Annotated in this window: 12 protein-coding genes; 7 read left to right on the top strand and 5 right to left on the bottom strand. The window is 71.5% G+C overall.

What is annotated here, in order from left to right:
- The first annotated feature begins 76 nt into the window (after nt 1-76).
- On the top strand, nt 77-499 hold the full coding sequence (locus IH26_RS0108415) for a hypothetical protein (RefSeq protein WP_084598719.1): 423 nt from the start codon (nt 77-79) through the stop codon (nt 497-499).
- Nucleotides 500-505: 6 nt separating this feature from the next.
- Here IH26_RS0108415 and IH26_RS0108410 read toward each other — a convergent pair whose 3' ends face one another.
- Together IH26_RS0108410 and IH26_RS0108405 are read right to left on the bottom strand one after the other, a co-directional pair.
- On the bottom strand, nt 506-1,726 hold the full coding sequence (locus tag IH26_RS0108410) for a serpin family protein (RefSeq protein ID WP_030435554.1): 1,221 nt from the start codon (nt 1,724-1,726) through the stop codon (nt 506-508).
- Nucleotides 1,727-1,750: 24 nt separating this feature from the next.
- Nucleotides 1,751-3,148, bottom strand: coding sequence for a right-handed parallel beta-helix repeat-containing protein (locus tag IH26_RS0108405; RefSeq protein ID WP_051807737.1), 1,398 nt, complete (start codon nt 3,146-3,148; stop codon nt 1,751-1,753).
- Nucleotides 3,149-3,344: 196 nt separating this feature from the next.
- Here IH26_RS0108405 and IH26_RS0108400 point away from each other — a divergent pair, with 196 nt between their 5' ends.
- The 4 genes from IH26_RS0108400 to IH26_RS0108385 all read left to right on the top strand — a co-directional run bounded on the left by IH26_RS0108400 (nt 3,345) and on the right by IH26_RS0108385 (nt 7,423).
- A complete protein-coding gene (locus IH26_RS0108400) occupies nt 3,345-3,929 on the top strand; it encodes a hypothetical protein (protein ID WP_157437108.1) in 585 nt (194 codons plus the stop codon).
- Complete coding sequence (locus IH26_RS0108395) at nt 3,926-4,795, top strand: DUF1295 domain-containing protein (RefSeq protein WP_030435551.1); 870 nt, start codon at nt 3,926-3,928, stop codon at nt 4,793-4,795. The genes IH26_RS0108400 and IH26_RS0108395 overlap by 4 nt, the downstream gene beginning before the upstream one ends.
- A gap of 99 nt (nt 4,796-4,894) precedes the next feature.
- On the top strand, nt 4,895-5,713 hold the full coding sequence (locus tag IH26_RS0108390; protein WP_030435550.1) for a helix-turn-helix transcriptional regulator: 819 nt from the start codon (nt 4,895-4,897) through the stop codon (nt 5,711-5,713).
- Between the two features lie 27 nt (nt 5,714-5,740).
- Nucleotides 5,741-7,423: a peroxidase family protein gene (locus IH26_RS0108385; RefSeq protein WP_030435549.1), complete on the top strand. Its 1,683-nt coding sequence runs from the start codon at nt 5,741-5,743 to the stop codon at nt 7,421-7,423.
- A gap of 51 nt (nt 7,424-7,474) precedes the next feature.
- On the opposite strand, the gene IH26_RS0108380 is transcribed toward IH26_RS0108385, so the two are convergent.
- Nucleotides 7,475-8,872 (bottom strand): DHA2 family efflux MFS transporter permease subunit, encoded by a 1,398-nt coding sequence (locus tag IH26_RS0108380; protein ID WP_030435548.1) that lies wholly within the window; start codon nt 8,870-8,872, stop codon nt 7,475-7,477.
- A 77-nt stretch (nt 8,873-8,949) separates the two neighbouring features.
- Nucleotides 8,950-10,257 (bottom strand): alpha/beta hydrolase family protein, encoded by a 1,308-nt coding sequence (locus IH26_RS53310; RefSeq protein ID WP_211268602.1) that lies wholly within the window; start codon nt 10,255-10,257, stop codon nt 8,950-8,952.
- Between the two features lie 87 nt (nt 10,258-10,344).
- Here IH26_RS53310 and IH26_RS0108370 point away from each other — a divergent pair, with 87 nt between their 5' ends.
- The gene (locus IH26_RS0108370) at nt 10,345-11,250 is read left to right on the top strand and encodes an SMP-30/gluconolactonase/LRE family protein (protein WP_030435546.1); all 906 of its coding nucleotides are present in this window, start codon (nt 10,345-10,347) and stop codon (nt 11,248-11,250) included.
- On the opposite strand, the gene IH26_RS0108365 is transcribed toward IH26_RS0108370, so the two are convergent.
- Nucleotides 11,231-11,602, bottom strand: a complete 372-nt coding sequence (locus tag IH26_RS0108365) for a hypothetical protein (RefSeq protein ID WP_030435545.1) — start codon at nt 11,600-11,602, stop codon at nt 11,231-11,233. The two genes, IH26_RS0108370 and IH26_RS0108365, sit on opposite strands and share 20 nt — an antisense overlap.
- A 302-nt stretch (nt 11,603-11,904) precedes the next feature.
- Between IH26_RS0108365 and nhaA the strand changes: the two genes are divergently transcribed.
- Nucleotides 11,905-13,797 carry a Na+/H+ antiporter NhaA gene (gene nhaA / locus IH26_RS0108360; RefSeq protein ID WP_030435544.1) on the top strand — a complete coding sequence of 631 codons (1,893 nt, stop codon included), beginning with the start codon at nt 11,905-11,907 and terminating at the stop codon, nt 13,795-13,797.
- Nucleotides 13,798-13,938 lie beyond the last annotated feature (141 nt).

The raw sequence follows: 13,938 nt of genomic DNA, 5'->3' as shown, positions 1-13,938 counted from the left end.
CGTCCGGAAGGGTTGTCACCTTCGCGCTACCCTGTCTCCCCGGACAAGATCAACCGACCGGAGGAGTACCAACCGGATGATGACGAAATCTCGGAAGTTGACGGCGGCCGCGTTGGTGGTGCCCGCGACGGTGGCGCTCGTCGTGGCCGGAACGGCGTCCGCGGCGTCGGCCACGACCGGCTCGCCGAGCGGCGCGCCGCCGGCCGCGGACAACGCCAACGTCTGGTGCGTGTCGACGACCGGCGCGAAGGCGTGCTTCGCCGCGTACGGCGACTACGTCTGGGTCAAGGACACCAAGGCGAACGGGGAATCCGCCGCCGGCACGATCCAGGGGCACAACTGGGCCCGGCAGTGCTTCAACGACCGGGGCGCGGCCGGCGGCTGGGTGAAGTGCGACTTCGACGTGCCCGAGTACGAGAGCGGTCTGCTGTGGGCGGTCAACAACCCGTTCATCGGCAGCCAGGCGAGCACGGCGATCTACACCAGCAACCCGATCTGAGGCGGGTCAGGACCGCGGGTCGGCGACGGCGCCCAGGAACAGGATCGCGCCGGTCTGCCGGTCCGAGATGGTGAACGCGAAGGGCCGGTCGACCCGGAACTCCAGCGGGTTCGCGCGACCCGCGGTGGCCATCATGCCGCCGGTGACCGCGGCGGCCTCGGTGCCCTTCTCGTCGACCTTGAGGTAGGTCTTGTGCACCACCGTGGCCAGGGCCGGGTTCGCCGCGGACATGCTGCCGAACCCGGCCGTGGGCATGCCCAGTTGCGCCAGCGGCTTCATCAGCCGGCCCGACCAGCGCAGCTCGAACCTCGGCAGGGTCACCTCGTCGATCTCCTGCTCGCTCAGCCGCCCGACCGCCGCGCGCCACGTGCTCTCGTCCAGCCCCTTGAGCATGCCAGCCAGCGAGTGGCCCTGGTCCGGCAGCATGATCTCCATGCCGTAACGGCCATTCTTGCCGTACGGGAGGCGCAGCATCCGATAGCCGTCGAGCTGGGCGTAGCCGAGGGTGGTGGCCCGCAGCTGCATCGTCGGCACGTCCACCGGCGCGGCGCCGCCGGCCGCGAACGGCGCCGGGCGGGTGAGGCCGCTGTCGAACGGCGTCTGCCACCGGCCGAGGAAGTAGACCGCGTTCAGCAGCACCACGGCGGCCTGGGCGTCCGGCAACCCGAGATCGGCGGCGATGTGGTCGATCCGGCCGCCGGTGTTCTTCGCGGCCCAGTCGTCGACCGTCTTGACGATGCCCGGCGACCCGAGATCGCCCTGGCCGATCGTGGCGCCGAAGGTCCGGCGTACGAAATCTTGATAGTCCTTTTGAAGTGCAGTGGCGGGGCCGGCCCAGAGCGCATCGGCGACGGAGAGTTCGACCTCGTCGGTGTCCGCCAGCGAGCGCAGCAGCGCGCCGACCCGCACGTCGCGGCGCTCGCCGAGGTGCAACACCTGAGCCATCTTCGTGGCAGTGTCGCCGTCGGCGCCGGCGAGGACCATCGCGAGCAGCGTGGCCACCGACACCGGTGACGTGATCGTGTTCTGCTTACCGTCGGCCACCTGGTGGAACAGGTCGAAGCCGAACGCGTCCACGGACTGCGCCACGGTCTGCGCCTCGCCCGGTCCGAGGTCGCTGACCAGCTTCGCGTCGATCCGCCCGGCGTCACCGGGCACCCGGGAGCCGCACGCGCCCGCCACCAACACCACCACGACGGCGAGCAGAGCGCCGAGTCTCCGGTTCATGCCCCTACGACGGGTCCGGGGCCCTCATCGGTTCCGTCGGTAGGTGCTCGATCTGTCCTGCCCGCTCGCCGCCCGGTAGGCCGCCAGGCCGCGCCGCTCGACGCCGTTCCAGTAGTAGAGCTCCCGCCCGGCGGCGGCCCGGCCCTGATACGTGTTGTGGTCCAGGACGAGCCGGGCGTTCTTCGCCGCACCGCCGGCCGGGGCGTCGCGGTGGAGCAGGACGGTCTGGCCCGGGTTCGTGGAGATGACGGTGTTGTGACTGATCGTCGTGTCGTGCACGTAATACTGCAGCAAAATCTCCGGCGAGCCGTCGCGCAGCGTGTTGTTCCCGCGCAGCCAATTCCCGAAGACCCCGATGTCGTACGCCTCACCGCGGTCCCGGTCGTACCCGCCGATCGCCAGTCCCGTGTAACGGCTTCCGGTCACCGTATTGCCACTCACCCGGATGTCGTTCGTGCGCCCCTGCTTCCATTCCGAGGCGACCTCGATGCCGATGTCGGAGGCGTCCACCCGGTTGCCGGCGATGACGATCGAGCCGCCGCCGTCGACGTAGATGCCGTCCGCGCAGTTGCACCAGGAACCGTCCTCCCAGTACGCCGGGTTCCCCTCGCTGATGATGCGGGACACCCGGTTGCCGGCGATCAGCCCGTGCCGCGCCCGGTTGACGCCGGTGAATCGGGCCGGCCCGGAAATGGTGTCCTCGAACCCGATCGCGTCGATGCCGATGTTGTTGTCGTCGTGAATGACGTTGCCGGTCACCGACCAGCCGTCGACGTTCCCGTTCAGCACCAGGGTCTCGCTGGCGCCGAGAACGAGATGGTCGAGTTCGTTCCCGCTGATCCGCACGTCGGCGATCGCCGCCCGGGCATCCGTCCCGTAGACCGCGATGCCGTGCGCGTTGATGTCGAAGCTGCCCAAAGTCCCGTTGTCGTTGCCGAGATGATGGACGTGGTTCCCGGCGAGCCTGATCCCGTGCCCGGAGCCGGTCACGAAAATGCCGATCGGCACCGCCGACAGCGCCTTCGTGCGATACCCGGCGATGCCGAGCCCCGACACGCTGACATCCGAACTGTCCCGGATCTCCACCATGCCACTCCGCCCGGCCGGCGGCTTCAGCCCCGTGCCATCGAGAACGGCTCCGGGCGAGCCCAGAATCGCGACATGCGCCCGCCCGTCGATGACAATTCTTTGCCGCCCGTACGTCCCACGGGCGAGCCGGACGGTGCCGCCCGCCCGCCCCAGCCGCTCGACGGCGGCCTGCGGCGTCCGCATCGGAGCCGCCAATGTCCCGGCGGCGGAATCCGACCCGTGCGGCGACACGAACAATGTCGTGCGCCGATGCGCCTGCGCCGCCGAAGCGGACAGGCCGAGAATGACGGTCGCGACCACGGCGACAGCGGCGACACGACGGACGGTCGACATGACGCGTACTATCGCGCGGCTTCCTCACCAGCGCAAACGCGCAAAACAAAGTGCACACTTCGCCGCGCGTCCCCGGTTGGCCGAAGGCGACCGGCGACCGTGTCGCGGGACGGTCGGGTATCGATGAGCCGTGAAGTGTCGGTCGTGCGGCCTATGATCCGGGCACGACCCGGCGCCGGACGCGGAGGGGGCTTCGATGATCAGAAGGGCCTGGGCGGCGCTCGTTCCCGCCCTCGTGAGCCTGTCCGTCACCGCCGCGTGCGGGGCCGGCAACGCTGTGCCGGAGCCGATGCCGCAGGTGAGCGTGGCGCCTCCCACGGTCAGCGCCGCGCCGGGCGGGAGCGCGCCGGGCGTGCGGGACATCGAATGCGCCGGCACCGAGGCGCACGTCCCCATCACCATGTCGCCGGCCGCGGAGGATCTGGTCGTCGGTTCGATCAAGTGGCCCGGCCTGCGGTCCTGGGCGACCGCGAACCCGAAGGACTTCGGCGACCCCGCCACCGGCGACTACAAGCTCGGCGCCGAGGTGCGGGCCGGAGCGACGGTCACCGTCACGATCCCCGCCGGGTATGCGGGCGCGGCCGGCCTCGAGTACGGCCAGGGCTGGCAATACTCCCCCACTGACAAGGTCGTCTTCCACGCGTGCGCGACCAGCGACACCGCCTACATCGGCGGCTTCCACCTCAAGAAACCCGGCTGCATCCCGCTCGACATCGCGGAGAACGGTCGGCCGCCGACCCGCGTCACCGTCTCCTTCTTCGCGGGAGCGTGCCGGACATGAGGTCGCGCTGGGTGGGTCTCGGGCTGGTGACCATGGCGTACGCGGTGGCCGGGCTGGCCGCCTGGGCCGTGGCGGCGACGGCTCCCGGTGACCGTCCCCTGTGGCACACGTTCGAGGCCGACCTCGCGGCGACCGTGGTCGTGTTCCTGGTCAGTGCCGTGGCCGGCAACGCCAGCCTCTACGACCCCTATTGGAGTGTCGCCCCGGCGGTCATCGTGGTCGCCTGGGCGCTGTGGCGGGGCGACGCGAGCGCCCGGCAGATCCTCGTACTCACGCTGGTTTTGATCTGGGCAGTAAGGCTGACCGCGAACTGGGCCGTGGGCTGGCGGGGCCTCGGCCACGAGGACTGGCGGTACGTGCGGCTGCGCGAGCAACGACCGCCGTGGCTGCCGTTCTGGGTGGTCAACCTGACCGGGATCCAGCTGATGCCGACGCTCGTGGTCTTCGCGGGGCTGCTGCCGGTCTGGCCGGCGATGACCCGGCTGGAGCGGCCGTTCGGCGTGCTGGACGTGCTCGCCGTCGTGGTCACGGCCGGCGCGATCCTCATCGAGGCGGTCGCGGATCTGCAGTTGCGCCGGTTCGCCGCCGACCCGGCTCATCGGGGGCGGATTCTCGACAGTGGACTGTGGCGGTATTCGCGGCACCCCAACTATCTGGGCGAGATCGGCTTCTGGTGGGGGCTGTGGCTCTTCGGGCTCGCGGCGGCGCCGGGCTGGTGGTGGTCGGTCGCCGGGCCGGCCCTCATGGTGCTGCTGTTCGCCCTGGTCAGCGTGCCGATGATGGACCGCCGCTCGGCGGAGCGCCGCCCGGCGTACGCCCGGCATATGCGCGAGGTGCCCGCCCTGCTGCCGCACATCCGCCGATAGGTTGCTATCAGATTGTTGCCAGCGTTCCGGCCTGGTGACTGCCAGGAAGCAACGGCATCGTCGAGTTCGGACAGTGCGCGGATTCTGCCCGGGGGCGAGATGCCATGGGATGCGGAGCCGCACGCTCTCTCGACCGGCCGGGTGTCGCAGTTGCGGCGCCTCGAACGGCTGGTCGCCGGGCTACGAGCCGGACGGGGCGGCGCGGTAGCGGTCACCGGCGAGCCGGGCGCGGGCAAGACGGCGCTCCTGGCTCGCCTGATGGCGCATGCCCGGGGCACGACCGTGCTGGCCACCTCGGGCGTCGCGGGCGAGGCGAGCCTGCCGTACGCGGCGCTGGGGGATCTTCTGCGGCCGCTGCTCGCCGGGCTGCCGACGCTGCCGCCGCCGCAGCGGCGGGCGCTCGGGGCGGCGCTGGCGTTGCGGGACGGACCGGCGGGCGGGCCCGAGGCGTACGCCATCTGCATGGCGACTTTGACCTTGATGACGACCGCGGCGAGGGCGCGTCCGCTGCTGGTCGTGGTGGACGATGTGGACACGATCGACGAGCCGTCCGCGACCGCGCTGCTGTTCGCCGCGCGCCGGGTGACCGAGGTGCCGGTCGCCATGGTGTTCGCCGCGCGCGAGCCGATCTCCGGGGTGCCCAGCCTGCCGCTGCGGAACGCGGAGACGGTGCTCGCGGGGCTGACCCGGCGCGAGTCGGAGGTGGTGCGGGCGGTCGCGGGCGGCCTCAGCAACCCGGAGGCGGCCACCGCGCTGCGGCTCTCCCGCAAGACCGTGGAGACCCACTTGTCCAGCGCGTACCGCAAGCTCGGGGTCAGCTCGCGCACGCAGCTGGTGCGCTACATGGTGGATGTGTCGCCAATCCAACAACCGAGGGAGTTCCCCGAGGCGGCTCGGCAGTCCGGCGAGTCACGCTGAAAACCTGACGAGACACGGGGGAATTTGATGAAAAGGAACGGTCAGCTCAGCACGATCATCACCCACCTGGGACACGGCGGGCACGCGATCGCCGACACCGCGCCGGACGCCGGCCAGCTCGCCCAGGAGGGCTGGACCAGGCTCAGCGAGGTGGTTCAGGAGCCGACGGACGCCACGGTGGCCACCACCGACTTCGACTACCTCTTCCCGGACCTGGTCGGCAAGCCCGACGCGCACCTCCCGGCCGGCAGCGACGACGAGGTCACCACCACCGTGACCGCGCTCAACCACCTGGGCGAGGCGATGATCGACCAGGAGCCGCCGGCCGACGACCGCAGCTCGCCGATCCCGCCGATCTACACGTATTGGGGTCAGTTCGTCGACCACGACCTCACCGCGGCGACGGACAACGACAAGGTGATCAGCATCCGGGACACGCCGCTGCCGCCGCTCGACCCGGAGCAGGTGCGCACGCTGCTCAAGAACGCCCGCAACCCCGCCCTCAACCTCGATTCGGTGTACGGGGACGGGCCGTTCGCGCCGGCCCCCACCGACCCGGATCAGATCTTCGTGCCGTACCGCACCGACGACCGGGCGAAGTTGCAGGTCGGCACGCTCACGCCGGTCACCGCCGGCGGCGTGCGCATCCCACCGGTCGACGACTTCGCCCGGGACGTACCGCGGCGGGCCGACAAGGTGCCGCTGATCGGCGACGCGCGCAACGACGAGAACCTGGTCGTCGCGCAGCTGCATGTGGCGTTCCTGCGCTTCCACAACGCCGCGGTCGACTGGGTGCGGACCAACGAGCCGCAGCGCACCGGGGTCAGCGACGTCTTCCTGCGGGCCCGCGACCTGACCCGCTGGACGTACCAGTGGCTGGTGGTCCACGACTTCCTGCGCACCGTGACGGTGCCGGACGTGGTGGACTTCGTGCTCGGCAACGACGCCGACGCGCTGTACGACGGCACGTTCATGCCGCTGGAGTTCTCGGTCGCGGCGTACCGCTTCGGGCACAGCATGGTCCGCGGCGCGTACGACTGGAACCGTAACTTCGGGCGCCCCGGCAACAACGTCCTGCAGAACGCGTCGCTGGGCCTGCTCTTCGTCTTCACCGGCGTCGGCGGGCTGGGCCAGAACCCGACGCTGCCGAGCAACTGGCCGGTCGAGTGGAACCGGTTCGTCGACAAGGACAGCCTGTTCCCGGACAGGTTCGCCCGCCGGATCGACACGCACCTGTCCGCGCCGCTGGCCGAGATGGTCAACCAGACGGCCGGCGAGGACCAGCACAACACCGACCTGATCGCCCTGCTCGAGCACCTGGCCCGGCGCAACCTGCTGCGCGGCTACCGGCTCGGCCTGCCGACCGGCCAGGCGGTGGCCGACCTGCTGGGCCTCCCCCCGCTGACGGCCGCCCAGGTCGCCGGGGCCGCCGGCCCGGTGGCGACCGCGATCACCGAGGGCGGCTTCGCCACGCGTACGCCGTTGTGGTTCTACGTGCTGCGCGAGTCGGAGGTGAAGGCGCAGGGCAACTCGCTGGGCCCGGTGGGCAGCCGGATCGTGGCCGAGACCATCATCGGCCAGATCCGCCACGACCCGACGTCGTACCTGCACCAGACGAGCTGGTCGCCGAGCCAGGGGGTGCGCCTGCCGGACGGCTCCCCGGTCGACGACATCCCGTCCTTCCTGCGCTTCGCCGGCGTGCTCGGCTGAGGTGACGCCCCGGCCCGGCCCGGCCTCGATGACGCGCGCATCGGGGCCGGGTCACGGCCGTGTTCGGCCCGTGGCCGGTGAGACGCGGGCGACGGCGAGCAGGAGGAGCCCGCCGGCCGCGACGACCAGCCAGCCTGATCGTGACGCATGGGCGAAACCTGCCGGTACGGTGTCGGCGACGATGCCGCCCGCGATGGCGACGCCGAGCGCGGCGCCGAATTGGCGCGCGGTCGAGGTGATGCCGCCCGCGACGCCCGCCCGATCGGCCGGTAGCCCGCTGACCGCGGTGTTGGTGATCGGGGCGTTCGCGAAGCCGATGCCCACGCCGATCAGCAGGTAGGACAGCAGCAGGACCGGGAGGCCGGTGTCGTCGTTCAGGCCCACGAGACCGAGCGCGCCCAGGGCGATGCTGCCCCCGGCGAGCAGCAGGGGCAGCCGAGGCCCGGTACGGCCGACCAGGAAGCCGGACACTGGCGCGCAGACGGTCGCGGCAACCGCCAGCGGAAGCGTGACGAGCCCGGCCGAGGCCGGCGTCATGCCCCGCACGTTCTGCAGGTAGAGGGTGCCGAGCAGCAGCGTCATGTTCAGGACGGCGAAGACGGCGACCGCACCGGCGACCGCACCGGTGAACGGCTTGCGCCGGAAGAGCCGCAGGTCCATGAGCGGCTCGCGGCGCCGGGACTCGGCCCGCACGAAGCCCGCCACCGCGGCGAGCACGACGGTGGACCCGATGACCACCGGGGGCGTGGCCCAGCCCAGCCTCGGCCCGTCGATGAGGAGTGCCACCGACCCGCCCACCACGACGGCCAGCAGCAGTTGACCCGCTCCGTCCAGGCTTCTCGGCCGCAGCGCCTTCGATTCCGGGACGAAAACGGCCGTCAACAGCAGGACGACCGCGATGACCGGGACGCCGGCCCAGAAGACGGCCCGCCAGCCGAAGGCCGCGACGAGCACACCGCCGAGCAGGGGCCCGGCGGCCATGCTGACCCCGAAAACCGCCGCCCACACGCCGATCGCCCGGGCCCGCTCCTTGGCGTCCGTGATGACGTTGACCACGATGGCGAGCGCGACCGGGCTCAGCATCGCCCCGCCGACGCCCTGCACCGCCCGCACCGCGATGAGCGCCCCGATGGTCGGTGCGAGCGAGCAGGCCGCCGACGCCACCCCGAACACGATCAGCCCCAGCCGGAAGACGCGCCGTCGGCCGATCCGGTCGGCCAGGGCACCGGCGGAGATCAACAGACTGGCCAGAGCGAAGGTGTACGCGTCGACCGCCCACTCCAGGCCGCGGGTGCCCACCCGCAGGTCCTGCCCGATCGAGGGCAGCGCCAGTTTGACGATCGTCGTGTCGAGCCCCACCACGAAGAGGCTCATCGAGCAGATCGCCAGGACCGACCAGCGATTTCCTACCCGTACGGCACCTTCCGCCGGACTTGCGATCTGGACCATGTTCGCCTCCTGTTCCGCTGCGGAGATCGTGCTCGGAGGCCGCGCCGGGCCGGTAGCAAACTTGCCGAAACCGCAAATCAGGCCACGGGATGCACTTCCGGGTAGCGGCCGTCCGGATGCGGCGCCGGGCCGCCGCGCAGCACATGGTCGGCGAACGCGGTCAGATAGGCGGACACGACGGTCAGGCAGCGGTCGCCGTCGATCGGGCCGAGCTGCACCAACCCGTGCAGCGGCGCCGGAATGTAGTAGGCGCCGTAGTCGGTGAAGTTGAAGTGTTTCGCGCCGGCGACCTCGTACCGGAAGCTCGGGCCGGTGCTGGCCGCGCGCAGGCTCCGGCTGGCGGTGTCGATGTCGGCTTCGACGGCGCCGGTCGGGTGGCAGGCCGCGGCAAGGCAGTCGCCGGGCGTGCCGAGCAGCATCATCGGCGCGGTGAGGCCCTGGCGCACGACCGGGCCGTAGGGCGTGCCGTCCATGTCGGCCGCGCCGGCGCAGCGGGGATCGTCGTGGCACGCCTGCAGCGAGGCGGCGCCGCCGAAGGAGTGCCCGACGTAGGCGACGTGCACGGCGTCGACGTGGCCGGTGAGCGATCCGCCGGCAGCGGGCATCCGGCCGGCGACGAAGCGGGCGTCGGCGGCCCATTCCGCCACGAGCCGGTCCCCGCCGGCGCGGTCGGGATCCTGTGGTTTGCCCGCCGGGGTGGATGCGACCAGGTGTCCATCCAGGACGGTGACATTGGCGCTGTAGGTGGGTGTCAGGCCGGCGACCACGTAGCCGTGGCTGGCCAGGTCCTCGGCGAGCGCGGTGAACTGCGGCGCGGCCAGGCCCATCCCGGGTTCGAGGACGACCAGCGGGAACGAGCCGGCGGCCACCGGCGCGCCGGCGACCGCATGCGTGCGCACGGCGTCGAGACGGTTGGCCAGGATGCCGAACCGCAGCATGCGGGCCCAGTGGCCGGGCGCGTACGGCGCCGGCCGCCCGGGGGTGCTGGCCGGCGCGGGATACCAGACCCAGACCGAGAGCTCGCGGTGCCGGCCGGGCTCCGGTGCGAGCGGATCGATGCGGCCGGGATCGGTCCAGTCGAAGGTGGCCCGGCCGACCCGGTACGGCCCGGTCGGCGCCGGCAGGCTGCGCGGCAGCACGTGACGGACGCCCAGGTAGCCCACCGTGCCGACGAGCGCCAGCAGGACGGCCAGCGGCATCGCGAGCAGGACCTTGGCCCACCGGCGCCGGCGCCTGCGGATCGCCCGCGCCAGCAGGGTGATCACTCCGGCGAGCACCGCGATCAGGGCGCCGATGCCGTACCCGGTGGCAGCCGCGAACACGATGAACAGCGCCGCGCAGCCGCAACACCACCAAAACACCCGCCGTACTCGTCCCTGGCCCATGCACGCCCCCTCGTCTCGCTAGTACGTGGGACGATACAACGTGAGACGTACTAGTGGGGTACGCCGCCGTGGCGCATAGTCAGTGCCATGGATTTCCGGGTTTTCGCCGTGCCGGGGCAGGGCGCCGAGGACGTGGTCGTGGGACCGGACGGGTCGGTCTACACCGGGACAGAGGACGGGGTCATCCACCGGATCGACCCCGTCTCGGGCAGCACGTCGAAGGTGGCGGACACTGGTGGGCGACCGCTCGGGATCGAGCTGTACCCGCCGGGCAAGCTGCTCGTCTGCGACGCCCGTCGCGGGCTGCTGACCGTCGGCCTGGGCGACGGCACCATCGAGGAGCTCGCCGGCGACATGACGTTCTGCAACAACGCCGCGGTCGCCGCCGACGGGACGATCTACTTCACCGACTCGTCGGCCATCCATCCGATCGACGAGTGGCGCGCCGAGATGGTCGAGGTGACCCGCACCGGCCGGCTACGAAAACGGGATATCTCCGGGAAAGTCACGACTGTGGAGAAGGATCTCGCGTTCGCCAACGGGGTCGCGCTGGCGCAGGACGAGTCGTTCGTCGCGGTGGCCGAGACGGCGGCGCGCACCATCGTCCGGCACTGGCTCACCGCCCCGCGGGCGGGCACCCGGGACTTCCTGGCCGAGGACCTGCCCGGCTACCCGGACAACATCGCCCGCGGCAGCGACGGCCTGATCTGGATCGCCCTGGCCAGCCCCACGGACCCCCTGGTCGAGCGGCTCCAGCGGGGCCCGCTCTGGCTGCGCCGCAGCGTCACCCGCATCCCCCGGCCATTGCAGCCGGCCCCCAAACGGACCGTCCGGGTCCAGGCCTACGACAACCTCGGCGGGCTCGTGCACGACCTGGCCGGCGACCGGAAAAGGTTCCACATGGTCACCGGCGTCCGCGAGCACGACGGCGACGTCTGGCTGGGCAGCCTGCACGAGCCCGCCGTGGCCGTGCTCAGGAACAGTGGTGGTTGACCGGCGACAGCCACTCCTTCAGCGACGGCCCGAGCACCGTACTGACGTCCTGGGCGGTCTTGATCGTGCCGAAGAACTTCGCGTCCGCCGCCTTCGCCTGCAACCGGTCGGCGGCCTGCTTGCCGTCCGACTTCAGCTGCGCGTCCGCGCTGCCCTGGGTGGCGGCGCGCAGCGAGTCGGCGAGGGCCTTGAGCTTCTGCTGCGCCGCGGCCCGGGTCGCCGCGGTCGGCGTCGCCTGCACCATCCGGGTCAGCGCCTCGGCGAACGGACCGATGTTCCTGGTGTACGCCTCCCCTACCGCCTCGCAGGTCACCTTGGTCTGGGGCGCGGCCACGGTGACCGCCGGGCTCACCCGCTCTGCGCTGGGAGCGCTCCCACAAGCGGCAACGAAAAAGGCGGCCACGCCACCGGCGACGACCACCCGAACGGCACGACGCATCGAAAACCTCCAATAGAGAACGAGCTGGATGCACGATACGTGCCCGGGCGCCTCCCGTCCATGCGCCCGCGTCGATTACCCTTGCCGCGCCTGGGCGGTCAGCGGCTGGCGCGCCGAGGACGGGCCGTCGCGGCGTATGATCACCACCGACCTGAAGATCTTCGCAGCCGTCGGAGAGAAGCGCTGACCGGCCTCGACGTGATTGGGTAGGTGCCGTGAGCGACTCGCCGGCCACCGCACCGCTGCGCGGCAGCACCGCCTGGTCGGACCGGGTGACCAGCCCGGTCCGGCAACTCCTGCGCACCGAGGCGGGCAGCGCCGCGGTGCTGGTCACCGCGATCGTGGTGGCGATGGTCTGGGCCAACGTCGCCGACGGGTCGTACGAGCGGTTCTGGCACACCGACCTGTCCATCCACCTCGGCGGCATGGGCATCTCGCTGACCCTGCGGGAGTGGGTCAACAGCGGCCTGATGACACTGTTCTTCCTGGTCGTGGGTCTGGAGGCGAGGCGCGAGTTCGACCTGGGCGACCTGCGCGACCGGCGCCGCTTCATCCTGCCCGCCGCGGCCGGGGTCACCGGGATGATCCTCCCGGTCGCCATCTTCCTGGCGATCAACCACGGCGGGCCCGGCTCGGGCGGCTGGGGTGTGGCGATGTCCACCGACACCGCGCTGGCGCTGGGCCTGCTCGCGCTGGTCGGCCGCCGGGTGCCCGACCAGGCCCGGCTGTTCCTGGTGACCGTCTCGGTCGTCGACGACGTCGTCGCACTGCTGGTCATCGCGATCGCCTACACCGACGAGATCAAGCTGATGCCGCTGCTGCTGGCGGTCGTGCTCTTCGTGGGCACGTTCCTGCTGGTCCGGCTCAAGGTGCGCAGTGGGTACGCGTACGTCCCACTCGGTATCGCCGTCTGGGGCGCGATGCTGGCCAGCGGCATCGACCCGGTCGTCTCCGGCCTCGCGCTGGGCCTGGCGGCGGCCGCGTACACCCCGGCCCGCGACGCCCTCGAACAGGCCAGCGACCTGTTCCGCGAGTTCCGCGAACAGCCGACCCCCGAGCTGGCCCGCTTCGCGCAGCGCGGAGTCGTCCAGTCGTTCTCCTGGAACGACCGCCTCCAGCGCACCTACCAGGGCTGGAGCAGCTACTTCATCGTCCCGATGTTCGGCCTGGCCAATGCGGGCATCGCGATCAACGCGAGCTTCCTGCGCCACGCGATCACCTCACCGATCACGATCGGCGTCTTCGTCGCGTACGTCTGCGGCAAGCCGATCGCGATCACCGGCGTCTCCGCCGTGGTCACCCGGCTGAGCCACGGCCGGATCCGCCCCGGCGTCGGCTGGGCCTCGGTGCTGGGCACCGGCACCATCGCCGGCATCGGCTTCACGGTGTCGTTCCTGATCGCCGCCCTGGCCTTCACCGGCGACGCCCTGGCCGAGGCGAAGCTGGGCGTGCTGGCCGCGGGCCTGGCCGCGTCGGTGCTGACCTGGGCCGAGTTCCGGTTCACCTTCCTGCTGCCCAAGCCGAAACGCGCGGTGGCCCTGCTGGGCGACGCCGACCAGCTGACCGACCTGATCCCGGAGGTCGACGAGGAGCGGGACCACGTCCGAGGCCCGGCCGGCGCCTCGGTGACCCTGGTCGAGTACGGCGACTTCCAGTGCCCGTACTGCGGCCGGGCCGAGCCGGTGGTCCGCGAGCTGATGGCCGACACCGACCTGCGGTACGTGTGGCGCAACCTGCCACTGACCGATGTCCACCCGCAGGCCCAACTGGCGGCCGAGGCGGCCGAGGCGGCCGGCCTGCAGGGCAAGTTCTGGGAGATGCACGACCTGCTCTTCCAGCACCAGGAGAACCTGCGCATCACCGACCTGCTCGGCTACGCCCGGAAGATCGGCCTCGACGAGGAGCGGTTCCACGAGGACATGATGCGCCGCGCGTCCGCCGAACGCATCGCCGACGACCTGCAGTCGGCCGACCTGAGCGGGGTCTCCGGCACCCCCACGTTCTTCATCAACGGCCAGCGCCACTACGGCGCCTACGACGTGCACACCCTGAAGGAGGCGATCCGCCTGGCCCGGGTCCGCGCGAAGATCGCCGCCCGCCGGCGCTGACGGGTGAGGCCAGCCCTACCGCCGGCCCGGTGGCCAGCACCAGTGACTCCGCGCCGCCCGGCCCACCATCATCGTCGTCATGCCGAAGGTGAGCGTGTCCTGAACGAGATGTACGGCGTGAGCCGCCGCGAATCGCTGGAC

The organism is Actinoplanes subtropicus (genome assembly GCF_000721705.1).
GTDB lineage: Bacteria > Actinomycetota > Actinomycetes > Mycobacteriales > Micromonosporaceae > Actinoplanes > Actinoplanes subtropicus.
Note: the sequence above shows the minus strand (reverse complement) of the source record. Positions and strands in the feature narration are given on the sequence as shown.